18 protein-coding genes are annotated in these 24,180 nt (G+C 56.8%); 8 read left to right on the plus strand and 10 right to left on the minus strand.

What is annotated here, in order from left to right:
• Positions 1-149: 149 nt before the first annotated feature.
• Together NB063_RS18550 and NB063_RS18555 are read right to left on the minus strand one after the other, a co-directional pair.
• On the minus strand, positions 150-596 hold the full coding sequence (locus NB063_RS18550) for a hypothetical protein (protein WP_250930251.1): 447 nt from the start codon (positions 594-596) through the stop codon (positions 150-152).
• Positions 597-803: 207 nt separating this feature from the next.
• The gene (locus tag NB063_RS18555) at positions 804-2,201 is read right to left on the minus strand and encodes a TIGR01777 family oxidoreductase (RefSeq protein WP_250930271.1); all 1,398 of its coding nucleotides are present in this window, start codon (positions 2,199-2,201) and stop codon (positions 804-806) included.
• A 336-nt stretch (positions 2,202-2,537) separates the two neighbouring features.
• Here NB063_RS18555 and NB063_RS18560 point away from each other — a divergent pair, with 336 nt between their 5' ends.
• A complete protein-coding gene (locus NB063_RS18560; protein WP_250930252.1) occupies positions 2,538-3,992 on the plus strand; it encodes a sulfatase family protein in 1,455 nt (484 codons plus the stop codon).
• A gap of 311 nt (positions 3,993-4,303) precedes the next feature.
• Here the strand turns inward: NB063_RS18560 and NB063_RS18565 are convergent, their stop codons facing one another.
• Positions 4,304-5,551, minus strand: a complete 1,248-nt coding sequence (locus NB063_RS18565; protein WP_250930253.1) for a carbohydrate porin — start codon at positions 5,549-5,551, stop codon at positions 4,304-4,306.
• Between the two features lie 260 nt (positions 5,552-5,811).
• Here NB063_RS18565 and NB063_RS18570 point away from each other — a divergent pair, with 260 nt between their 5' ends.
• The 3 genes from NB063_RS18570 (at position 5,812) to NB063_RS18580 (ending at position 9,095) form a co-directional block, all read left to right on the plus strand.
• Entirely contained in the window at positions 5,812-6,120 is a 309-nt protein-coding gene (locus NB063_RS18570; RefSeq protein WP_250930254.1) for a hypothetical protein, read from the plus strand.
• Positions 6,121-6,450: 330 nt separating this feature from the next.
• Positions 6,451-7,833, plus strand: coding sequence for an AAA family ATPase (locus NB063_RS18575; protein ID WP_250930255.1), 1,383 nt, complete (start codon positions 6,451-6,453; stop codon positions 7,831-7,833).
• On the plus strand, positions 7,830-9,095 hold the full coding sequence (locus tag NB063_RS18580) for a tetratricopeptide repeat protein (protein ID WP_250930256.1): 1,266 nt from the start codon (positions 7,830-7,832) through the stop codon (positions 9,093-9,095). The genes NB063_RS18575 and NB063_RS18580 overlap by 4 nt, the downstream gene beginning before the upstream one ends.
• A gap of 61 nt (positions 9,096-9,156) precedes the next feature.
• On the opposite strand, the gene NB063_RS18585 is transcribed toward NB063_RS18580, so the two are convergent.
• The 3 genes from NB063_RS18585 to NB063_RS18595 form a co-directional block, all read right to left on the minus strand.
• Positions 9,157-9,492, minus strand: coding sequence for a hypothetical protein (locus tag NB063_RS18585; RefSeq protein WP_250930257.1), 336 nt, complete (start codon positions 9,490-9,492; stop codon positions 9,157-9,159).
• Positions 9,493-9,787: 295 nt separating this feature from the next.
• On the minus strand, positions 9,788-11,086 hold the full coding sequence (locus NB063_RS18590; RefSeq protein WP_250930258.1) for a hypothetical protein: 1,299 nt from the start codon (positions 11,084-11,086) through the stop codon (positions 9,788-9,790).
• Between the two features lie 464 nt (positions 11,087-11,550).
• Positions 11,551-12,786 (minus strand): FG-GAP repeat domain-containing protein, encoded by a 1,236-nt coding sequence (locus tag NB063_RS18595; protein WP_250930272.1) that lies wholly within the window; start codon positions 12,784-12,786, stop codon positions 11,551-11,553.
• 260 nt (positions 12,787-13,046) lie between these two features.
• Here NB063_RS18595 and NB063_RS18600 point away from each other — a divergent pair, with 260 nt between their 5' ends.
• From NB063_RS18600 to NB063_RS18610, 3 genes are all read left to right on the plus strand, one after another.
• Entirely contained in the window at positions 13,047-14,132 is a 1,086-nt protein-coding gene (locus NB063_RS18600) for a calcium-binding protein (RefSeq protein WP_250930259.1), read from the plus strand.
• A gap of 241 nt (positions 14,133-14,373) precedes the next feature.
• Positions 14,374-15,012: an RNA polymerase sigma factor gene (locus tag NB063_RS18605; RefSeq protein WP_250930260.1), complete on the plus strand. Its 639-nt coding sequence runs from the start codon at positions 14,374-14,376 to the stop codon at positions 15,010-15,012.
• A gap of 64 nt (positions 15,013-15,076) precedes the next feature.
• Complete coding sequence (locus tag NB063_RS18610) at positions 15,077-17,068, plus strand: hypothetical protein (protein WP_250930261.1); 1,992 nt, start codon at positions 15,077-15,079, stop codon at positions 17,066-17,068.
• Between the two features lie 34 nt (positions 17,069-17,102).
• Here NB063_RS18610 and NB063_RS18615 read toward each other — a convergent pair whose 3' ends face one another.
• The 4 genes from NB063_RS18615 to NB063_RS18630 all read right to left on the minus strand — a co-directional run bounded on the left by NB063_RS18615 (position 17,103) and on the right by NB063_RS18630 (position 23,169).
• Positions 17,103-17,648, minus strand: coding sequence for a hypothetical protein (locus NB063_RS18615; RefSeq protein WP_250930262.1), 546 nt, complete (start codon positions 17,646-17,648; stop codon positions 17,103-17,105).
• 289 nt (positions 17,649-17,937) lie between these two features.
• Positions 17,938-18,420, minus strand: a complete 483-nt coding sequence (locus tag NB063_RS18620; RefSeq protein WP_250930263.1) for a hypothetical protein — start codon at positions 18,418-18,420, stop codon at positions 17,938-17,940.
• A 31-nt stretch (positions 18,421-18,451) separates the two neighbouring features.
• A complete protein-coding gene (locus NB063_RS18625) occupies positions 18,452-19,897 on the minus strand; it encodes a DUF1501 domain-containing protein (protein ID WP_250930264.1) in 1,446 nt (481 codons plus the stop codon).
• Positions 19,898-19,944: 47 nt separating this feature from the next.
• A complete protein-coding gene (locus NB063_RS18630; protein WP_250930265.1) occupies positions 19,945-23,169 on the minus strand; it encodes a DUF1553 domain-containing protein in 3,225 nt (1,074 codons plus the stop codon).
• Between the two features lie 200 nt (positions 23,170-23,369).
• Between NB063_RS18630 and NB063_RS18635 the strand changes: the two genes are divergently transcribed.
• Positions 23,370-24,140 (plus strand): AraC family transcriptional regulator, encoded by a 771-nt coding sequence (locus tag NB063_RS18635; protein WP_250930266.1) that lies wholly within the window; start codon positions 23,370-23,372, stop codon positions 24,138-24,140.
• Positions 24,141-24,180 lie beyond the last annotated feature (40 nt).

Genomic DNA, 24,180 nt, shown 5'->3' on the forward strand with positions numbered 1-24,180 from the left:
AACGCTGCGAGGACCATAGACGAACCGCTCTGGATCGAGCCTGGGGAGGATAAAGGTGGGGGCCCCACATTGTCAACCATCGCATATTTGGCGTCCCCCCGGATCGGTTGCTCAAACAGGCCTCGTCGCCGACCTCGGGCGACGGCAAACTACCGCGTCTGGAGCATTCGCCACAACCAAAACGCCATCAATCCGCCCCGGACCGACCACGCAACCGTCCGAATCCAATTCGTCGCCACCAACCGCCGGTACACCTGCATGTCAAACCCTTCGGCAAACCGCGAATGACAGGGGACCTGCAAAAACACGGTGCTCGCCCAAATCACCACGACCAATGCGAATCCGATCACCATCCACAAACGCGGAACGGACGCCGGGCTCACCGCGATCAACCCCGCCGCGCTGACGATTTCGATCAGCATCGGAATCATCACGATCGGCGTGATCAATCGAGCGTGGTCGACCGCGTATCGCTGGAACGCCTCCTCGCCGACCCGATCGAACATCGCGTAGTGAACGATCTGAACCATCCAAATCAGCCCGACCATGTACCAGGTCGCCAGGAGATTGAGAACAAAGAGCAATTGAGGCAGCATGAACTTGCTTTGTCGTTGGGGCGTCCGTCGGCCGCGACGCGTGGCGGCGTGTTGATTTCGTAAACCGATGCGTGAAAGGGCGATGGTGGGTGTTCGGTTCCCGTCGAACAGACGCTCTCAGCCGAATCGGGAGTGCGATCCACCAAAATTCTTTAGGCAGAAAATTTCTGGCGAAATCCGGCACGACCTTTCAGATCCGAACTGGCTTTAAACTTCCGATGGCACGCGGTCCTTTCCGAGCAAGTATCGAAGCGTTTCATCAAGGGATCTGAATCGGAACTCATACCCGCTCGTGATCAAACGATCCGGAATCACGCGGGTGCTTGCAAGCAATAACGCATCGGCCATCTCGCCCACGCCGATCCGCAGCGCAGTCGCTGGGGCGGGAAACAAGGCAGGCCGACCGACGACTTTGCCAAGCGTCTTGGCGAACTCCCGATTGGTCATCGGGGTGGGCGACACAAAGTTCACCGGCCCCGAAACCGACTCGGTATGCATGACGTGCACAATTCCGCCGAGCACATCGTCCAACGCGATCCAGCTCCAGTACTGGCGACCACCGCCCAGCGAACCGCCACAGAGCTTGGCCGGCAACAGCATCTGTTGCAACGCGCCCCCTTTGGGCGAGAGCACGATGCCGAACCGGGTATTCACCACACGCACTCCGGCCTCCGATGCGGCCCCACATGACGCTTCCCATTCTTGAGACACGTCGGCCAAAAAGTCTTTCCCTGACGCGGAAGACTCGGTCAACAACTCATCGCCACGATCTCCGTAGAAACCAGTTGCCGAGGCACAAATCAAAGTCTTCGGCGGACGATCCAACTTCGCCAATCGCTCGCACAACGATCGCGTCTTCTCCACACGGCTGTCGCGAATTTCTTGCTTGATCGAATCCGTCCATCGCTTGCTCGCGATCGACTTGCCCGCGAGATGGACAACCACATCGACGCCGTTGAACTTTTCGAACTCTTCATCGGTCGACCACGCGGCAATCTCATTATCGCCACCGGTCTTTCCGCGGGTAATCGCAATGACCTTGTGCCCCAAAAGCCCCAACAAATTGCACAGAGACGATCCCACCAAGCCCGTCGCCCCCGATACCGCAATCGTCATCGGCTCGCTCGGGTACTTCGCCTTCAACGCCAAGTCCTCACGAGTGACGCGGTGACGATAAGCAAACATCGTCTCGAGTTTCTTGCGAACGAGCCCTCCACCGAACAACCGCCCGACACCGCTCAGCGGAACTTGGTACGCGACATCATCCGTCAGCCGCGATGACGTCGGTCCGGTACTCTTGAATCGATGGCGATGATGCCAAAACGCGAACGGCCCTGAATCTTGAATGTCGGCAAACAACGACGGCGGCAGATACCGCGTGTGTCGTGCCCGCCAGCGAAGCGGCACACCGAGCAATCCGGTTTTCAAGACCACGCGGCTGCCCTCCGTGATGCTGTTGTCGGTGTGCTCGATCTCAACCGATTCCCAGGGCGGCACCAACCGTCCCAAACAACCGGGCCGTTCGTGGTAGGCAAACGCCTCTTCGATCGAGACCGGCAGTTCGACTCCCGCCACGTAACGCGAAACATCGTCAGGCGTTACCACGCCAGACGCGTCGTCGTCATTGGCAGCCTGTTCGTCACGGATCGGATCGCTCGGTTCTTGCAAAATCAAAGCCTATCAAAAAGGAAGTCGCTTCATTATCGCGTGATGTCAACGCCGCATACGATCGCATGAAAGCATAACGCCAAGCCTATCACATACGCTTCCCAAGGTTCGTCAGATGCAGCGTTCGCGCTTCAAAATGGAGACAGAGCTGACCGATCCCCGAACATGAATTCTCCGCAGACCGCAACAGTCAGTCAGCGACAGAAGCTACAATGAATCGCCCCCTCCAGGACGCTCCTGCCATCATTCCCCACCTCAAGAGCCCGCCCCAAAATGATCCGACTGACAACAATCGGCCTAGCCATTTTCTATCTGCTCAGTTCAGCCCACCTCATCGCGGCCAACCAAACCACAACCCGGCCCAACGTTCTGATTGTCCTCGCCGACGACTGCACGTTTAACGATCTACCGATCTACGGGGGCGTCAACGCCAAGACTCCCAATATCGATCAGCTCGCCGCCGAAGGCATGGTCTTTAATCACGCGTATCTTGCCGAAGCGATGTGCCAACCCTGCCGCGCTGAACTTTACACCGGGCAGTACCCGATGCGAAACGGCTGCGCATGGAACCATTCAGCCAGCCACAGCGATACCAAGAGCCTGCCTCATCACTTGGGCGAGCTCGGCTACCGCGTCGGCATTGCGGGGAAGGTACACGTCGCGCCACGAAAAACGTTTCCGTTTGAAAAGGTCGGCGGCTTTGAACCCGCATGCACGCACGATCCGACACGCACACACGACCTTGCCGCCGCCCGCGAGTTCGTCACACGGAGCGGCGACGAACCGTTCTGTTTGGTCGTCGCTCTTGTCGACCCCCACGTGCCTTGGGTGATGGGTGACGCATCCAAGTACCCGCCCAGCGAATTGGATCTACCACCCAACATCGCCGACACGGAGATGACCCGCGAAGCTTTCTCGCGGTACCTCGCTGAGATCACCTACATGGACGGCCAAGTCGGTGATCTGCTCGCGATGCTCAACTCGGCTGGTCACACCGACGATACGTTGGTGCTATTTACATCGGAACAGGGCTCACAATTTCCTGGTAACAAATGGACGAATTGGGACACGGGACTGCACACCGCCCTGATCGCACGTTGGCCCGGCGTTGTCCCCAATGCGGTGCGAACCGATGCGTTGGTCCAATACGCGGACGTCGCCCCCACGCTGGTCGACGCTGCGGGCGGCAAAGTCGATCCCAATGCATTCGACGGCAAGAGCTTTCTACCGGTCCTCAAGCAAGAAACCGATCGTCATCGAGACTACGTCTACGCCGTGCACAACAACGTCCCCGAAGGCCCACCCTACCCGGTTCGCTCAATCAGTAACGGCACCTACCGCTACATCCGCAATCTGAGCCCTGACAATCTTTACATCGAGAAGCACGTGATGGGGACGCAGCACGATACGAACGTCGCCCGCAACTACTGGCGGACCTGGATCTGGGATTCCACCACGTCACCGGAGATCTACAACCTCGTCCGCCGCTATCAACAACGGCCCGCTGAGACGCTGTACCACACCGCCAGTGACCCGTACGAGATGCAGAACCTGATTGACTCCGATTCCACCGCGTCGATTCGGCAAGAACTCAGCGACGAACTCGATCGCTGGCTCGAATCCCAAGGCGATCCCGGCATCGACCAAGACACCATCGCCACCCACCGCGCAGCCAAACAAGGCAAACACCTCTACCGGGTTCCCTCCGCCACGGCGGAGTCGAACTAGCCCTGCGGCCAAACACGTCTTTTTGATATCTGACGTTTTCTTCAGACGCGGAATCGCCCAGCCTGCATTGGAAACGAATCAGTATTCGTTGCCGACATGAAATAAAATCACCCGCTCGGTTTAACGAGCGGGTGATGAGCCTGATTCGCAATCAGCCTGTGGAATCAACGATGCAGCCGTTCGATTCGTAAGCGAGGGTCTCGTCCTTAGATATCGTTTAAAACGCAAATCGCCACACTGCATTGCCACCGGCGAATCGATTCGAAACCTCGCCGCCGACCAACAACGAGGAGCGGGACAAACGACGTGGACTATAGGGCCAAGTTCAAACGAAATCCTGCGATGTGAGCCGGATCCAGATCTCCCGCCACCGACTTGACGTACTGGTAATCGAACGTCAGGAACGCACATGTTCCCATCGCAATGTTGTAGTACGTCTCGACGCCTTGGCCATCCTCGAAATCAACCGTTGTAATGAGATCCTGGAGGTTCGCGTCGTCACTCGAATCGGCGTAGTACCAACCGACGCCAAACGTGTCGTCGCGTCGAGAGCTCATTATCATGTTGTTACCGCCGATACCCAGCGAAAAGTAATTTTCGACGGGATTCACTTTCGGGTCGCTGTTGCCATAGCGTCCGAAGAGCCCAAATCCGCGACCCTGGCTATCCTCGACCAGATACTGATCGAAGTTATAGAGCAGCGCGTAAACACCATCGCGAGGTCTCGTCAGGGCAAAGGTTTCGTTGTCTCGAGCCGACCCCCGCGGATCCGGTTCGAGCTCGGTGAATGTTCGGCTGTTCCAAATTCCAGTGAACGAGTGGTGCCCCTTTTTACCGAAGAAGCCGGTTTCCTTTCGGATCCCCGCGGTCAAAACGACTCCCTCTTCGTAGACGTCGTCCAGGTCAAATGTTCGCGTTGTGTCGATCGGGTTCGAAACACTGAAATAGGCGACCGGAACCGCATCTTCAAAATAGGCAACTCCGACGCCCAAAGAAGAATACGGTGACGCCAAAATCGCGGCTGGATTCAGTGCAAAGCCGGCACCCAAAAACTGAGTGATCCCGCGTCCGGAAGCAAAGTCATTTTGATCGGCGTCGAGCGAATTGAGCTTACCGCCGAAAACGGCAAAGTTTTCCGAGAGCGCTTGTGTTAACACAAGGTTCGTGATGTAAACGTGGTCGTTGTCCACCGGTAGATTTCCGGCAAGCGCCGGCGGCAACGCGGATCCCGTGTTCACCGGATTGAGTGAGTCGCCAAAACGATGCTCGACTCGCATCCGCAAAAAGAACCCTTCCTGACAACCGAACTGATGCAAGTCTGCATTGAGGAGGTAATCGCCATGACCGGAATATCGGAAGACATCGGGTTCGTCGTCGTTTCCTCCGTCCACGACGCCCATTCCAAACTGCGTCACGTTGCCCACGAAGCTGTAACCTCGATCCAGAACATCCTTGGCAATGTCCTCGTCTCGAATGACCTGTGCGCGTGCCGTCGACGCGATTAAGCCCGACGCCACGCACGCGAACATCAAAAAGTACCGTGTAAGATCTGCCGCCATCAGTGTCTCCCTACTCGATTGAATGTAAACGGGCGCCGTGGTTCGCCATCGAACAAGTCCGCAGCACGCGTCCTTGACGCAGCGGACTCCACCCAAAGAAACCATTCGGAACACCTGGAGGAACCGGAACAGCATGGGTGCTATCGACTCCCCCGAATTTTTCCAGACAGACGAAACAAACGGTGCCACAAGGACAGGTGGAGTGAGCCGGACAGCCACTACGACCGGAAACCCTGATACGGATCGCGCCCCGCCAAGACATGCCACACACCGCGATCGACTGCCTTGCCCTGATCATGCTTTCGTTACCCAGTAACTTTGACGGCACCCCCGAGAGCCCATGCATCACCTCCGCTTCACACGCTGGCGTGATTCGCCAACTGTATCGCGCCGAACTCGATCGTTGGCTCGAGTCTTCCGGTGAACCCAGCATCGAGCTAGACACCGTCGACATCCACCGCGCAGCCAAACAAGACAATCACCTCTTCCCCCTCCCGTACCGATTCATGTTTATCAGCATTGAGAATGAGAATGAGACCCGACGGCTCGCGCCGTTCCGCTACTCTTGATAGGTAGCCAGAACGTGGTCTACCGTCTGGCGACGGTGGCTACAGCAGAAACATAAACGCTCTAAAACCAGCTCAGCTTGCAACCGAGTGAAACGCCCCAACCTCTACGTCGATGTTATCCCGGTTCGGGACTCGCTCGACCGCCCGCCAGTTGTTGCTGCATTCCGAACCGACTAAGTTAGCAGCGTTGAATCACCGCGAGGTCGCGGCAGCGTATTGGAATTGAGCAGCGGCATACTTGCAGTTCGCATTCGTCGGGGCTTTGAAGCCCGACAACCGCGGGCCGCACAGCTAATCAAATTAAGATCACCAACTTGAGGGGCGCAATGCATGAGTGATTCCGAAGCAGCACTGGAGGCACTACGAGTCGCGATGCGTCTGGCGCCGCACAGTTTGGACTTGGCTGAACACTTCGGCAAAACTCTGATGACGATGCTGCGATATGGTGAAGCTGAGCAGCACTTCAAAGACATGCTGACCCGGTACCCGGACTCGCGATCGATCAAAACCTTGCTCGCCGACGCCTACTACCGGCAAGACAAAAACTCACACGCGTTAGCGATCGTGGAAACCTTGATCAGCGGGCCGTCAACGTATGCCCCCGCGTTGATCCTTCACTCACGATTGATGTACCGAGCCGGTGAAGTTTCGCGTGCGGTGTCGAGCTACAAACAAGCGATCGATCTCGACGATGAAGTGGCTGACGAGCAGCTCGAAGGCTTGCTGGGCATTGGCAGTTGGTCGAGCGATGACGAGTCGCCGTTCGGTGGCAGAGAGGACGAGAACGAAGTCGTCGATGGCCGCATTCGCCTCACTTCCGAAGGTGACGATACCGGCCCGAGCCAAGGCAAAGTCGAACGCCCCAAGATCAAATTCGCCGACGTCGGCGGGATGACGAAAGTCAAAGAACAAATCGAAGTCAAAATCATCCATCCCCTGACGCACGCCGAGATGTATGCCGCATACGGCAAAAAAGTCGGTGGGGGGATTTTGATGTACGGGCCACCGGGATGCGGCAAAACGCACCTCGCTCGTGCGACCGCCGGCGAAGTCGACGCGAGATACATGTCGATCGGCATCAATGATGTGTTGGACATGTGGATCGGCAACAGCGAACGCAATCTGCACTCGCTGTTCGAAGAAGCGCGTCGCAACCGTCCCTGCGTGTTGTTCTTTGATGAAGTCGACGCGTTGGGAGCCAGCCGCAGCGACATGCGACAGAGTGCCGGCCGACATCTCGTGAATCAGTTTTTGTCGGAACTCGACGGAGTCGAATCGGATAACGAAGGCGTGCTGATCCTCGGCGCCACCAACGCCCCCTGGCACGTCGACGCCGCGTTTCGACGTCCAGGTCGATTTGATCAAGTCATCTTTGTGCCACCGCCGGACCAAGAGGCTCGTGTGGAAATTGTCAAACTGCTGATCGAAGGCAAACCGACTCTCGACGTTGATTGCCAGGCGATCGCCAAGAAAAGTCGCGAATTTTCGGGAGCCGATTTGCAAGCCGTCGTCGACCGCGCCGTCGAGACCAAACTCCAAGAAGCCGTGAAAACGGGCAAACCCACGCCGCTGACCACGAAGGACTTGCTCGCCACATTAAAAACGGTGAAACCCTCCACCAAAGAATGGTTCGCGACGGCTCGGAACCATGCGGTCTATGCCAACCAAGGCGGCACGTACGACGACATCTTGGAATATCTGAAAATCAAATGAGTTCCGAAGTTTTTCTCCAACGAGCTCATTTGTTGATGAGGCAGGGCCGCAGCGACAAGGCCGCCGATCAACTCAAGCAGCTTCTCGCGCAAGACCCCGGTGTCGCCGAAGCCCACGCGATGCTGTCGCTGTGCATGTCGCACGACCGCGATCAGTGGCATGACGCGACCCGCGAAGCTGAGCAAGCGATCCATCAAGCACCCGACATGGGTTTTTCGCACTACGCGCTCGCTGTCATCATGCAGAAACGCAAGCGATTACCCGAGGCGTTGAACGCGGCCAAGGAAGCCATCCGCTTGGACACCGCCGAGCCGCAGTACTACGCACTCGCCGCGTCGATCCATGCACAACAACAGCAATGGCAAAACGCCCTCGAGACATCCACCGAAGGCCTAGCGATCGACCCCGATAGCGAAGGCTGCAGCACGATCCGCTCGCTCGCACTCGAACGTTTGGGTCGACCCGACGATGCTCTGGCGCAAGCCAATGCGGCGGTTGCACGTAATCCAGACTCCGCCGAATCACACGCCATGCGTGGTTGGGCGCAACTCCACTCCGGCGACCACCTCGCTGCACAAGATTCCTTTCGCGAAGCGTTGCGACTCGACCCGACGGACAATTTCGCGCGGTCGGGAATGATCGAAGCACTCAACAACAATCATTTGTTGTTCCGATTGGTATTTCGATTCTATTCGTTCATCGGACGCATGGCCCAAGGAGCCCAGTGGGCGATCATCCTGGGGTTGTTCTTCGGCATGCGACTACTCAATTCGCTAGCCGATCAATACCCGGCAATCGAACCGTACGTGCTGCCAATCTCGATCCTCTATCTCAGCTTTTGCCTGCTCAGCTGGATCGCCGAACCGTTGTTCAACACGTTTCTGCGATTTCACCCGTTCGGTAAATTTTTGCTCAGCGATAAACAACGCTGGTCGTCGAATCTGGTGGGGACGTGCATCGGCATCGGTGTCGTGGGCGGGATCATCCAAGCGATCCGCGGCGATCTGGTGGGCGGGATCATCATGTTCCTCGCCCCCGTCTTCCTCTCGCTGCCGATCTCGACCTCTTTCGAAGTCGACGAAGGCTGGCCCAGGACCGTGTGCATCGCGATCAGCGTCGTCCTGACCGTCCTCTGCTTCACCGCCATCGCGTTGATTGCGGTCGACGGCCCCTGGGGTATCCCCTATGCCCTGTTCGCCCTCGGCATCATGATCTTCACCTTCGCCGGCAACTACCTACGCACCGTCACCGTCCGCAGGTAAACCGCAAAAAGGCCATGACGTATCTCGGGCGATCAGCTCAACGCATGTCAATGCCGCCCCGTTAGCGGGTCGCCATGGGAAAGCCGTCCCAATGATTCGCATCGGACTTGTCGGGGAAATCCACCACAGGTGCGACGCGAGCATCAAACTCATGGTCGGCGGGGAACATAAAAAAGGGCGCAAGAGGAACACTGAACGTACGTTCGCCCCTCGCCTTCATAATGTGAACCGGGACCTTGACCCCGAGCGCTCGCGAAATCGGAAAATCAAAAAGCGGCTCCTCGACTTTCTCCGACCCAGACTCCGTGCGGGAAGAGATGCGGTCCCTCCAATCGGCAGCAGCCAGACCTGGAGACAAAGCCACAAACAACATCAAAACACCAGCATTCAGTTTCATCATCTACCCCTTGTAAGAACGCGTGAAATGCCCTTGTTAAAACGCGTGAAACTCGAGGATAGCGAGTTAGCTCACCCCCCAATAGATCAATTTGTTCTTTCGGGCGAATTTGCATCGATGGCAGCGAACCTGGCTCACGGGAAAGCCCGGCCCGGTGGTGAAGACGCGTTCGCGCCACGAACCGTGACAGCCCGATCGTATCCGTCACGAGAGCGAATTCGACACGCGGAGTGAATCGATGACGATCGAGAGAGCAACCGCGGTGACGTGAACCATCGCGAGCGACGGGGTCAGCTCAACGGGACGAAAACTCGGCTTTCGTGTCCAACAAGATTGCCAAGATGTCTTCTCGTGCCTGCATCGACAAATGGGCGTATTTCTCTCGCGAGTCTTTGCCGTCGAGCACGTTGCTCAAACGTCGATACACCGCATCGAGCAACGACTGCGGAAGTTCGTCGAACGTTTTGGAATAGATCAGATAGCTGCAGGGATATCGAAAGACGGTTTGCCCGAGATCCAAATCACGCAGCGTTCGGCCATCGCGATCGGATGGCCCCAGTTCAGAAAAGTCTTCTGCAAATTCGCTCGTTCCCGACAACGGCTCGCTCAGCTCGACTTGCCCAACCATCAACAATCCATCCACCAAACGTTCGGCGATTTGATCTAAAACGATCCGGTCCTCGGCCGACAAAACGGATGCTTCGTGTCCCCCTTTTTGATGTTCCTTCCCCGATCGATGAATCATGATTCGAGCTCGATGGTTGGACTCGGTGAGCAAATTATGCATCGAAACTTGATGCTGCAAAACAAGCAGCACAACCAAATCACTATGCGGCGACAAATACTTCGAGACATCGAACCACTTCGACAGATCGACCACATTCCCATTGCCGTGGTTAACCTCCCCGCTGACTTTGTCACCCCGATTGATCATCAGGTTCCCTAAATGCGATTGACTGCCATGTCGACCGCTGACGAACCACCCCGCCCAGCGCGCCTCCAGCGGTCCATCTGCATCCGGCAGAATCGAATCGGACGGAAACATTCGATCTCCATCTCGATTAACGAACACGGATTGCATCATCAGTCCTGGGACACGCCCGGTATCACTCGATGCGTGGCAAAACAAGCATCGCTCTGTCTTGCGGACAACCTGAGCCGGCATCTTCGGTTGCGATTGATCGACGGTGTAAAAAACGGTTCCTAACAACGCATCCGTCGACGCGATCTCGATCGTTTCGGCACCGGGAATCCATGCGACGTAGGTATCGTCATTGAAGTAGATCGCTCGTGGATTAGCGGGCGAGATCAGATGCCGCTGGAGGCTCGTTTTGGAAAACACGAGCGTCTGTGACGACACCGGAATTTCCAGTTCGGTTAAGAGCGAAACCAAGAATCCATAATGAGCGTCATACGCCAGCGTAACCGCTCCGCTTTCGACCCGTTGCCGCAAGACAGAAACGGGATCAGTCGCTTTCGATTGGGAATACTCGATCGGCTGTTGCTCGTACGACAATTGAGCGGCAGCACGGCTGGATCCCATGGCCAACACCACCGTCATGAGAACGATCGTACTCGATGGCCACGTTTTCATTGAACGGTTCTCAGTCTCACGCATGGATCAAAACAACATTGTATTAAGATGGTCGTTCTGAAACGACAACAAATCCCGGCCTGCGCTCATTTGTTGCATGTCACCGTGAATCACTCTCGCACCCTTTCCGTAACAAAGCGGATAACTCAGGATCTCGATTGTCCAACACTCGTTACACCGATCGATGCGATGTTTTCAACGCACACCCAAGTTCGAATTTTGCACGTTTCGCTCTGCAATACAATTGTCACAATTGCCTGGCCCCATAAGGGGACATCGATTGTTTTTGTTCTCTTTCTAGCGGAACGGCGCAAGCCGTCCGGTCCCGAGTCACCGGACGGCTTGCGCCGTTCCGCTATCTTTGAAATCCCGCAGTAATTCGATCGACGTCACAAGCGACCGAGCTGCGTGAAAAATGACGCGTTCGCAGAAAGGCGGATGCCGATCGGTGTTAACCCGTTCCGCTACTCGATTGCCGGATTCTCAAACCAGATGATACCCCAACCTCCGTTTTCTTCGGTGGTGGCAATGTCGGTGTCTCCGTCGCCATCGAGGTCAACCAGATAGGCGTTATCCATCTTCTTACGCGACTCCGGACTCGGCATGTCCATCAGTGTGTTCGTCCAGTCACTCGGGGACATTCCGTCGCCCGATAAAGTCAAGTACCAAAGCTGCGCTTCGTACTCGGGAATGATCACGATTTCGGGATGCGCGGCGTCGCCGTTGATTTCCAGAAGGGCGACTCCCTTGGGCTTGGCTTTGACCGTCACGCTCTCAGGCTGGGTTGGCACCGGCACGTTGATCTTTTTGTACTGCGGTGATCCGGAATCGTTGGTGCGGATGTAAATCACAATCTCTTTACCGCACTTGACCAGATCGAGACGACCGTCCCCGTTGACGTCGCCGGGTGCCATGAACATGCCGCCTTTCGTCGGATCGATCATTCGGACGGGCCAAGGTTTCGTCACTTTATCTCGGCCGGGGTTTTCGTAATAGAACGTGCCCTGAACTCGACGCTCTTGGACGAGGACGTCGTCGTCGCCGTCACCATCGATGTCATTGATGAGGCATGTCATGGGCCATTTGGCTTTGCCGAGTTCGTAACGTTGCCAACGGGTAGCGTCGTGCTTGTTTTCGACGGGTTGCTTGTACCATGCGTTCGCGCCGACGAGGAGATCGTTGAGACCGTCGCCATCGATGTCGCTGATAACGGGAACGCGTGCCTCATTCTCGAACAGAGTTATCTTCTCCCACTTTGCGGGATCTTTGACGTCGGCAGTGCCGGGATTGAAATAGACGTGTCCACCATTGGCAACGTAGTCGATGTCGCCATCGTGATCGAGGTCACCGATACCTGAGTCTTCACACTTCCCATGCTGGGCAAACTCGATGTATTCGGTCCACCGCGAGCGAACCTCTCTCTTTCCCGGATTAAAGTATAGGCGACTGTATCCGCCCTCTTCATAGTTGACCAAGACGTCTAGATCACCGTCTCCGTCCCAGTCGTGCGGGTTGAAACCATCGGGCCCGTGATTGTTTGGATCCGGTGCGATGACATTGACTCGCCATCCGCTCAAACCGGCCCGTCCGACGCTCTTCTTCCAAGCATTCCTGTCGACGCTTTTCGAATCCTGGGCCATCGCTGATGTGTGACAGACCGTGCTGATGAGCAGCATCCCCCAAACCGTATTTGCCTTCATTGCATTCAAAGCTGTCGTTCCATTCTCGAACCCGCGGACATTTTTGTTTGCGGCAATTCTAGACCAAAAGCAGTGCCTTGATTCAGCGACCGCCCCCCTCTGGCGAGATCACCGCACCGACCGAATCTGAGCGATTCATACTCCTCAGCCACTTTTTTCCAAAATTACCGTAAGAGCTGTAAGAAACGCGGCCTGGCCTGTCACTAACGGGGTGTTCGGTGTCCGAGCACACTTTTCATCCCCGTTCTGAGGAAAACAACATGGGCCGCATCTCTCGAAACCAACGCAGCAACCGATTCCCACGAAAGTCGAGCAGGCGACTCGTTTACCAAACGTTTGAGGATCGGCACGTGCTCAGCGCGGTCGGCGTCCTCGCCGATGGACTCGTGACCGTCCACGCTGACGATCGAGCCAATGACATTTCGGTTCACACCGTCCGAGAGACACAAACCCTGGTCGTGACGGTAGACGGAAGAGTTGCCGAGTTCCCGAATGCCATGATTCGGCATATCGAGATCCACGCCGGCGGCGGCGACGATACCGTCACGATCGATGAGAGCGTTCGCCAAACAACGAGTATCAACGGCGGCCGCGGCAACGACGTGATCGTCGGCAGTCAACAGGCCGATCGAATCGCCGGCGGACCGGGATACGACGTGATCCACGCCGGAGCGGGCAACGATCACGTCTCCGGTGGCGCCCATGGCGACTACATCGAAGGCGGCGACGGCGACGACACCATCGCCGGGAACAACGGAGTCGATATCCTGTTCGGCGGGGCGGGCAATGATCGGATCGACGCCGGCAACGGTGACGATTACGTGATCGGTGGCTCCGGCAACGACGAATTGTCAGGCGGCGATGGCGACGACTGGCTATTCGGCGACGCCACGAACAGCTATCCGGAAGGTTACGTCGATCCTGATGTGTACGCCCGCGACTTTTCGGACACCAATCGCGGCCATGACGTCATCTACGGTGGCGACGGCAACGACAAAATTTTTGGGGGGCGGGGCGACGACCTTCTCTACGGTGGCGGCGGTGACGATCTGATTCATGGTGGTGCCGGTGACGATGGCGTCCGCGGTGGCAGCGGCAATGACCGGATCCATGGAGGTCTCGGCGACGACAAACTGAGTGGTGGCGACGGGCGTGACGAAATCAACGGTGACGCGGGTAACGATGTGCTTATCGGCGGTGCTGGGCGTGATCGCCTCAACGGCGGCGAAGGACGCGATGATATCCATGCTCGCGACGGCGTGGTCGATTTCATCCTCACCGACGGTTTTGACGATCTGTTCGTCGACCGATTCGATGTGGTCGCGATCTACCTCAGCGACGACTGATGAAACGCAAGACGGTTGCCTTTCACGGCGTGAAAGAGTGCATTGACACTCACTCACAAAGTGAAAGACGACGCGTGTCATCCGTTAGAACCTAAACCGATGCTATAGGAGAGGGACCGGGCGTTTCAATTAGCCTCCCGTCACAGGTGCCCGGATCGTGTACCATCGGTTGACGCCACGTTTGAGCGACAGATCTCAATCGCGGTTTAATCCTTTTCGATCGAATTTCAGGCCTTTCAAGTTGCAGCGAACCAGCTCTGCCGGCTGCAGGGATGTCGACGCACCCGCCTCGCACGAAGACGATCGTGCGTTGGTCGATCGACTGCTGCGCGGTGACGCAATCGCCTGGGAAGACTTCGTCACGCGGTTCGGACGGATCGTTCGCAGCCGCGTTGCGGACGTCGCGGTGGCTTTTGGACATGGCAACGATGATGACGCGGTGGACGACGCGACCGCGGATGTTTTTGCGGTGATCTTGGCGAACGATGCCGCGGCGCTGCAGGCATACGAAGGCCGATCATCGCTCGTCACGTACCTAGCAGTGGTCGCGACGCGTTGTGCAACGCGAGGATTCGCCCGCAAACGTATCGACGGATCTGGCAACGAGCAGGAAGACTCGTTGGACTCAGCGGCGAGTGGCGATGACGAACCCGTTCGGCGAATCATTCGCAAAGAACAACAGCAACGATTACTCGAAACTCTCGCTGAGCTGCCCGAGAAGCAACAACAGGTGGTCCGTCTGTTCCATCTCGAAAGCCAATCGTACGCCGAAATCAGCAAGCGGCTGAACATGCCGATCGGTTCGATCGGCGTGACCCTTCGCCGCGCCGAAGAACGGCTCAGAAAAAACCTGGAACCGGATACGTTCGACTCGTCGTAGAACACCATTCACCGCGGCACTCCCCAACACCTACTTCAACGCTTCGACCGCCCCCAAGCATTTCGTGAACCAACAAACGCTCCTGACCACGATTCACCGACATCTCAGCGATACTCGCGGAGACAGGGGGTCGGTGCGCACGTTGAGCGAAATCGTCTCGTTGGTTGCAAGCGACATTCGTCAAGAGGCCCCTTCCACCGATGCCCGCTCGCCGATCATCCCGATCGGAACCGTGGCGGCGTTTGCCGATGGAAACGCCTCGGACGACGAAGCTCGATTGGTCCTCAGTGCCGTCCAAGTCGACAACAGCGTCATCGCGGAACTGGTCGCTGCAGTGAAGGCGAAACAGGAGTCCCAAACCGAAACGACCAATATTTCCAAATCGCTCGCCGAACGCCTCCTCAAGATGGGGCCACCGAGCGTCGCGGCGACCGGTAACGTCGAATCACCGGAAGTCTCTGACGCGACACAAGACGCGATTTCACAATCAGTCACGACGACCGTCCCCGATATTCAACCTGTCCAGCCCGACGCGTCCCCAATCCGCCGCTCTCGACGTCGATCTCAATCACGCGGCCTCTGGATTGCCGCAGCGGTTGCTGCGACCGCGGCCGTTTGGCTGGCATTGATCTACGCGCGTCCGAGCAACGACTCGGCGCCGTCTGACAACCAGATCGCTAGCAGCCCTGACCCCGACAAGGGTAACACCGGCGAACTCCCCTACATCATTCCCCCCGAACAACTACCGGAAGACAACACGCAGAACATTGAAATCGTTGAGTCTCCTCCGCCGCCCGCCCTCGATCCGACGGACGTCGCGACTCCAATGCCGTCGATGCGGGAATCGAATGATACCAACCGCGACACGGACGACAGAGTTGCTATCACGCCGACACCTTCAAGCGTCCCGACAACACGTACCCCCACTCCCGTCGCAACGCCGCTCAACGAGTTGGTTTGGACTCGTATCACTGGATTGGCCGCGAGCCAAAACGACGAACCCGAAAATCGTGATTACAGTCGGGGTGAAACTTGGTCGGCGCTCGCGGAATCGACCATCTCGTTGAACGATGCAAACGACCGTCGATCATTCAACGTGGTTACGCTGCCGCTATCACGTGCCGAAGCCAAGGTCCAACAGAATGGCCGTCTGGTCCTCGCGTCAGACTCGAAAATCGAACTGCAAGGTGATGTCGATCTCACGACAGATCAACCGACAGCTTCCTGCGTGATCGATGTCCAGCACGGATCGGTCGCATTAGCCGACATCCTATCGGGAACGGTCATCGACTTGCGTTCGGCCAGCCAACCGGTCGCGAAACTGCGATGGGACACCGACGGTTCCGTCGTGATCGGGCACCAACTGGAAGGGTTTGCCGTTGAGATTCATTCAGGCACGGTATCGATCCAAGGGAATGCTTTCGAAGACAGCTTGCTGGTTCTATCGCCCAACGCGGAACCGCGCATCGAAGGCAAAGTGAAGCGGATGCCGGGTTGGGTGAACCGGCCGATCGATACGATTCCCGTCACCAACGTTGTGCTCGCTCAGCTATCCACGTCTGACAATCTATTAACCGACGTAGCGGGGCGGACCAAGATGCTCGCGTCGCTTCCTAGCAGGAACGCAAACGACGCGCGGACGCTTGCCACACTCGCGATGTGGCAGGCCACACTGTCCGATCAACACCTCGCCCGATTGTTCAGCCGAACCGAACCAGAAATTCGCAATGCGGCGTTGGCGAGATTGTTGGAAACGCCCGCTTGGGACCCGCGTTACGAGGCGATTTGGGCAGGCGTCAGCCGAGTGATACAGTCTCCCCGCACGGTGGCGCAAGTCAAACAGATGTGTGAGAATTTACGTCAAAGGATTGGACTCAGCCCGGTCCAAATCGAGCTGTTGATGATCGGGCTCGCCGGGCAATCGCTAGGCCAACGGGCGATGTGTGACTATCTGCTACGTAGCCACTACGGAGGCGGGCCACCGTTTGACCCCGCCTGGACCGGCCAAAATCAAACCCGGGCGATCAATCTCTGGCGGAGGGCAGTCGGAAATTGATCACGGGCGACGAGTCAATGGGCACCGCGTTCGGTTACGCCGACGGCCAAACAATCGCGAAGATCAATCCCGTGACGACCGCATACACGACACCGTCGAGCAACTCCATCGCGATCCGTCGCTTAAACCAAAACACGTGAGGGAAGTGCGCGGCACAGTGCGTGAGCAAACCAGCCGTGACGACAAACTGCATAACTGTCCCGAATGATGCCCCTGGAGCCAACGCGAGAGAAGCGAGATACCCGATCACGAATGCGGCGACCATGAAGAAAGCGATTGTCTTTCCGATCGCCGACATCATGTTGATGGGCCTTTCCCACAAAATCAGCATGCCGGTGCATTTCGCTTGCTTGCCTTGAAACGCTTCGGATTTCATCTCTTCAGGACGATCAGTGAAAGGCAGCATGTATTGCCCTGCCGGAATCTTTTCCAGGACGACCATGTCTTGAAGCTGATCCTCCGCGGGCAGCTTTTGCCATTCGGGCTTGTGGTGCGGAAACACCATCCAGTTCAACGTGCTGAGGATGTGCGTCGCGAGTCCGGAAAGCACGATCGGCAACCAAAGATCAAAAACAGTCATCGGAAGAATCCAAATTCAGAGAAAAGTAGCGTCAATCAGTCTGACGGAATCATGGCGTGATTCCACTTTATCGCGATTCGCAATGAAAGAGAGGAAACATCCTACGCCAAATTTCTGGTCGGCGTGTTTCGCAGTTGCGAGATTCAGCAGGTGTAATCAAACAAAAGGCACAAAAGCAGGGTTCGCGGATGCAACGCACCTTTCACAATCCGGTGCTATCCCCGGTTGAACGTCTCAACCGCGGTTCATCCTCAGCGGCCAATATCCCACGAGACTCCTGCCTACCAGCCTAAGCCGGCGGTTGGTATGGGTTTCCGGTTTCGATCGGGGGCTCGACGGCGTCGGTCACATCGGTATCCGACTGCGGCGTCGGGGCGCGAACATGGACGACGACTAGCCGTACAAAAAAAAGCAATGTCGCGACGCCGAGCAACGTGATTATCGCACCGACACCAAAGATCAGTGGCCCCATCGTCAGATTGGCCCCGTCGATCGTCAATGCCTCCATCCCATCCTGGGTCATCCGATCAGGATGCATGTCTGCCCATTCTCGGCGAAGGCGCCACTTTTCGTGAATCTCTGCCGCAGACCAATGCGTCGCGAGCATCGTGCCCCCAGCGATCACGACCAGTTTCAAAACGCGGCGGATGACCTTGTGTCGAACCAATGACAAGAGCACCAACAACGCTACGCCCGACCAAACGACATAGGAATACCCCCACGAGTAATCATTCGTCCGCGACGTTTCCCAGATTTGCTCGAAAGTCTCCAACGTTTGGCTTCTAGTTGCGGAAGAGAAAGGGTCACCCGATCAGATCATCAACCACGTGTCCGTGGACATCGGTCAGTCGGAAATCGCGGCCTTGGTACCGATAGGTCAATCGCTCGTGATCGATTCCCATCAGACGCAAGATGGTGGCATGGAAGTCGTGGATGTGCACGCCGTCGTTGATAACATTGTAACTGAATTCATCCGTTTCACCGTGCGAATGTCCGGCATTGACGCCGCCACCGGCCATCCACATCGTGAAGCAACGCGGATGATGATCGCGACCGAAACTGCCCGGGGTGATCTTTCCTTGACTGTAACACGTCCGTCCGAACTCACCGCCCCATATGACCAATGTGTCATCGAGCATGCCGTGGTTCTTAAGGTCCTGGATCAAACCGGCGGTCGGTTGATCTGTCATCCGGCACTGGTTCCTAAGTCCGCCGGGCAACCCCGCGTGTTGATCCCATCCGGGCTGGTACAACTGGATAAAACGCACCCCTTTTTGTGCCAAACGTCTCGCCCGCAAACAGTTCGCCGCATAGGTTCCCGGCGTCGAAACTTCGTTACCGTACAACGCGAGAGTCTCTTTTGTCTCGCCGGAAACGTCCGTCACTTCCGGGATCGACGTCTGCATGCGAAAAGCCATCTCATATTGCGTGATCCGGTTTTCGATCGCAGGGTCTCCGGTGGCTTCGAGTTGCAGCTGATGCAGTTCGCCAATCCGATCGAGAGCTTTGCGGCGACTGACACGGTCGATACCCGCGGGGCTGTTCAGATACAAGACCGCGTCCTTGTCCGCTCGCAGCTCGACACCGTCGTATTTGCCCGGCAAGAAACCGCTGCCCCAAAGCTGGGCCGTCAGCGGTTGTCCGCCCCGTTTGCTCGAGACCATCACGACGAAGGCGGGCAGGTCTTCATTCTCGCTGCCGAGTCCGTACCATGACCACGCCCCCATGCTTGGACGGCCGGGGAATTGAGATCCCGTTTGCATCATCGTGACACCTGGACCGTGGTTGATCGCTTCAGTATTGAGCGACTTGATCACGCACAAATCATCGGCGACCTTCGAAGTGTGCGGCAACAGCTCACTCATCCAGTGTCCACTCTCTCCATGCTGCGCAAACTTGAACGGCGAACCGACCAATGGAAACGAGGCTTGGTGGGCACTCATGCCCGTCAGTCGCTGCCCCATCCGAACCGAAGCGGGCAGTTCTTGCCCGTTGACTTCGTTGAGCTTTGGTTTGTAGTCGAGCAAGTCCATTTGTGACGGGGCCCCCGACTGAAACAGAAAGATGATCCGTTTCGCTTTCGGCGGAAAATGGGTTTCCGGCATGACCGCCGACGGTGCCCCGATCGCTTTGTCCGCATGCAACAACTCCGCGAGTGCCATCGAACCCAGGCCATAGCCGAATCGGCCGAGCCATTGCCGACGCGACAACGACGTGGCGTCAAATCCAGTGCAAACGTTAGTCTTCATCGATTTCTCTTGCGGCTGAGTGGGTAGTGGAAGGTTAGTGGGAACGCTCATTGGTGCCTCACGCATTCGTCGAGGTTCATGATCGAACTGACCAACACCGTCGCGGCAGCCAATTCGGCGGGTGTTTGTTCGGTAGTCGGTTTGGCCGGTCCCACGCCGAGGAACTCCTTGGCTTGCTCGGGATTCTCCTGGAAACCTTGCAACTGTTCGTCGAACAATTGAATCAGAATCTCCGTTTCACGATCGGTTGGGCGGCGGCTCGTCAAACGCTCAAACGCGTCGCTCGCCATTTCGCGAACGCCATCACCGTGCTCATTGAGCAGATTGCCCGCCATCACTCGTGCGGCTTCCACGAACTGCGAACCGTTCATCAACACGAGTGCTTGCAGCGGCGTTGACGTGATCTCACGTCGTAATCGACATACTTCGCGTGTCGGCGTGTTCAACGTCATCATCACCGGCGCAGGTGACGTTCGCTTCCAGAACGTGTAGAGACTACGACGATAGAGCTTCTCACCCTTATCGACCTCCAATGGGTTATACGCCAACGCCACATCGTAGGTTTTTACGGGCGGTCCACCGACTTGGTTAACGAGCAATCCGCTCGCCGCCAACATGTTGTCGCGGATCATTTCGGCCGATAAACGTTGCCCGGTTCCTCGTGCGAGATATTTGTTTTCGGGATCCTTCTCGCGTTCTTCCTGAGATACCACGCTGGTCTGACCGTAGGTCACTGACAATGCGATCTGACGAAGCAGATGGCGAACGTCCCAACCCGAATTGACAAAGTCACGGGCTAACCAATCGAGCAAGTTGGGGTGCGACGGCGGTTCGCTTTGGTTGCCAAAGTCTTCGGATGTGCGAACCAATCCGGTGCCGAACATCATTTGCCAATAACGGTTTACCGTCACTCGAGCGGTTAACGGATGATCGGGATGCGTCAGCCAGCGGGCGAACCCGAGCCGATTGCGAGGCAGACTCACGTCCATCGGCGGTAAAAACTCGGGCGTGCGTGGATCAACCGGTTTGCCGCGTTGGTCATAGACGCCGCGTTCGAGCAAATAAGCTTGGCGTGGCGTGGCACTTTCCCGCATCACCGTGATCGCGGGTGTCGCATCGATTACTTTGTTCAGTGCAACGCGAGCCTCCCGCAGTTCTTTGCGAAGCGCCCGTGACTTTTCGTTTACGGCTAAAACATAGTAGTCCCGCAAGGCGGTTCGATCCGCTTCAGAAAGCTGATCACGAGGCCGAATCAAACTTGCAAACAACGATTGACCATCATAAAGCTGGGCGATCTCAAGTTCGCTGAGTTGCCGATCGAACGCATCGAACTGATCCACACGTCCGCCGACGAAGCCGCGGTCACGATAGCGTTCTCCGATCGCCAAGTCGGGATAACCGTCGCGCCACTGCGTGATGTTGCGGGTCAGGTGATCGACGACGACTCGAGTCGCGGCGGGTTTCCCGTCGATGAAAATCTGCAGCCCATCGGCTCGACTCGAACCGTCATAGACCATCGCGACATGCGTCCATTTCTTCGCAACCAATTCATCGGTCGTTTCGATTGCGATCGCGTCACCGGGCCAAAAATGACAGAGTTTTGCGACAAGCTTGTTTCCTTCGCGTGTCAGCTCGTACCCGATCGATCCGGCGTCATCCCAACCGCGAGAGCGACGAATCAGAACGCCGCGTGTTTCCACCTCCGGAGACCAGATCCAGAGCGACATCGAGAACGGATCGTGGCGTTCGAAGTGTCCTTCACCCGGCATGAAGATCGAGTCATCTCCCGTCAGCTCAATCGCTTTACCGAACTTGCCATCGACGTGCTTGTTTTCGGTAAACGTTAACGCGAACTTGTCGTCCTGGTTTGGAGCGGCTTGATTGCGGAGTCTGTGAACCTTGTCCGGTGACAGCTTGGCACCCGTTTCCGATGTGAGATCGCCACCTTCTGCTTTTTCCAATTCGTCCATCGACAATCCGACGACGTGTCCCGGGATCGGCTCCAACGTGCGACGCATCGACAGCCATGCTTCGAAAAATTCGTCGAGACCTGAGTCGATGTGCTCTCGCAATCTGGCTTCGGCGGCTTTCACGTTGGCTTCCGCCGAATCGATCACGGCCTGTTGCTCCTCATCAGCGAAGGGCATCGCGGGTGTCGGAACCGCGTCAGTGAAGTAAGAGATCAATCCGTTTTCGTCGATGTCGTCAAAGAACGCCGACATCGAATAGTAGTCCTCCGCCGTCAGCGGATCGTATTTGTGGTCGTGACATCGACAACACTCCATCGTTAACCCCAGGAACGCGGCGCCGACAGTGTGCGTCCGGTCGGCGACGTTCTCGACGCGGAACTCTTCGATCGCCACACCACCTTCTTTCTTGTGCGAGTGCAATCGGTTGAACGTGGTAGCGAGTTTCTGGTCCCGGGTTGCGTCCGGTAGCAAGTCTCCCGCAAGTTGCCAGGTCACGAATTCGTCATAGGGCATATTGCGGTGGAAGGAATCGATCACCCAATCTCGATACGGCCAAACAAAACGTTCGTCATCACGCTGATAACCATACGTGTCACCATATCGGGCAACGTCTAACCACTCGCTCGTCAATCGTTCTGCACACGCGGCGCTTTGCAACAAACGATCGACCACCTTTTCATACGCATCGTTGGATTCGTCTTGCACGAACTCGCGAATCTCCGCCACGGTTGGGGGCAACCCGGTCAAATCAAACGTGACCCGCCGGATCCATTTTTCACGACTGGCCGGCGCCGCGTGTGTCAAACCTTTTCCTTTGACCACGTTCGCGACGAAACGGTCGATCGGGTTTTCCGCCCAATTGTCTCCGGCGTCTGGAACCTCGACCGATTCGGGAAGCGGCACGAATGCCCAGTGAGCGGCGAACTTGGCACCTTCGGAAATCCATCGATCCAAAATTGCCTTTTCGTCCGCCGTCAGCTTCTTGAGATCGCCCGCTGGCGGCATCGGGCTGTCTTCATCGTGAATCCGCAGGTGCACCTCGCTGGCATCCAAATCGCCCGGCACGATCCCGAAGTAACCACCGAGATCGGCCGTCGCGTGCTCAAACGAATCCACTCGAAATTCCGACTCCTGGTTCGCCGCATCAGGTCCATGACACTTAAAACACTTGTCCGAAAGAATCGGTCGCACATCACTGTTGAAATCGATCTCAGCACGAACCGGATTCCAAATCCCCAATCCAACGATTGCGATCGCGACCGGGGTGATGAAACGTACAGAGATGCTCCGAATGAAATCCATAGATATTGACGCTTCAGTAAGGAAGAGGCGGGAACGCGGTCACGGGGTGACCAAGTCTGGACGGGAGGATGGCGACGGGAAGGAAACCGCCGCTTCCTAGGCAATAACGTGACCTACCGTCTCCATCGAGTACCCGCATTCTAGAGAAAGGACAATGTGAGTCTTGTAACTACGCGAGCGTTTTTTGGTACAATTTGACGATGACCAATACTCCCTCGACCTCACATCCTTTTGCCTCTGGCTTCTTCGCACGGCATCCCAGCGCGGCGGACGTAATCGAACTATTCCGCTATCTGCCGACCGTCTATTTCTACGCCAAGGACGCGAAGCATCGGTATATCGCCGTCAACCGCCCCGTGCTCCGCGACGTGTTTGGACTTAACAGCGATGAAGATCTGCTCGGCAAAACAGACGCCGACTTCCAGCCCCCCACGCTCGCCGAAGCCTATCACCAAGAAGACCGCAGGGTGATGGAAGGCGGCGTCACAATCGCCAATCAAGTCTGGCTGGTGCCCCACATTCGCGGCACGCCGCACTGGTACAAATCCACCAAGACGCCCCTCCATGATCCTCAAGGGAGCGTGATCGGAGTCGCGGGGGTGATGTACCCCATCAACACACCGGAGGAACAGAAGCAAAGCTTTCGTGAACTCACCCCCGCGATCGAGTTTATCGAATCGAACTTCACTCAATCGATCTCGATGAAAGAGATGGCGGCGCGGGCGGGGTTGTCGGCTACCCACTTCAACCAACGCTTCCGCGAGCTGCTGCGGATGACACCCACTCAGTTCTTACTCGCCCGCCGCGTCGAACACGCGCGGCGACTTTTGACCCAGACCGATTATTCCGTCGCCGACGTTAGCAACGCAACCGGCTTCTACGACCAAAGCCATTTCACCAAAAGGTTCCGCGAAGTCACCGGCCTGACCCCTTTAGCCTACCGCAAGAATTTTCGCGCAGCCAAACCGTGAACCGAACCGGTTGAGCGGTCGGTCGGTCAAACCAACCAAC

Origin of the sequence: Aporhodopirellula aestuarii (genome assembly GCF_023701485.1) — a bacterium.
Classification (GTDB): Bacteria; Planctomycetota; Planctomycetia; order Pirellulales; family Pirellulaceae; genus Rhodopirellula; species Rhodopirellula aestuarii.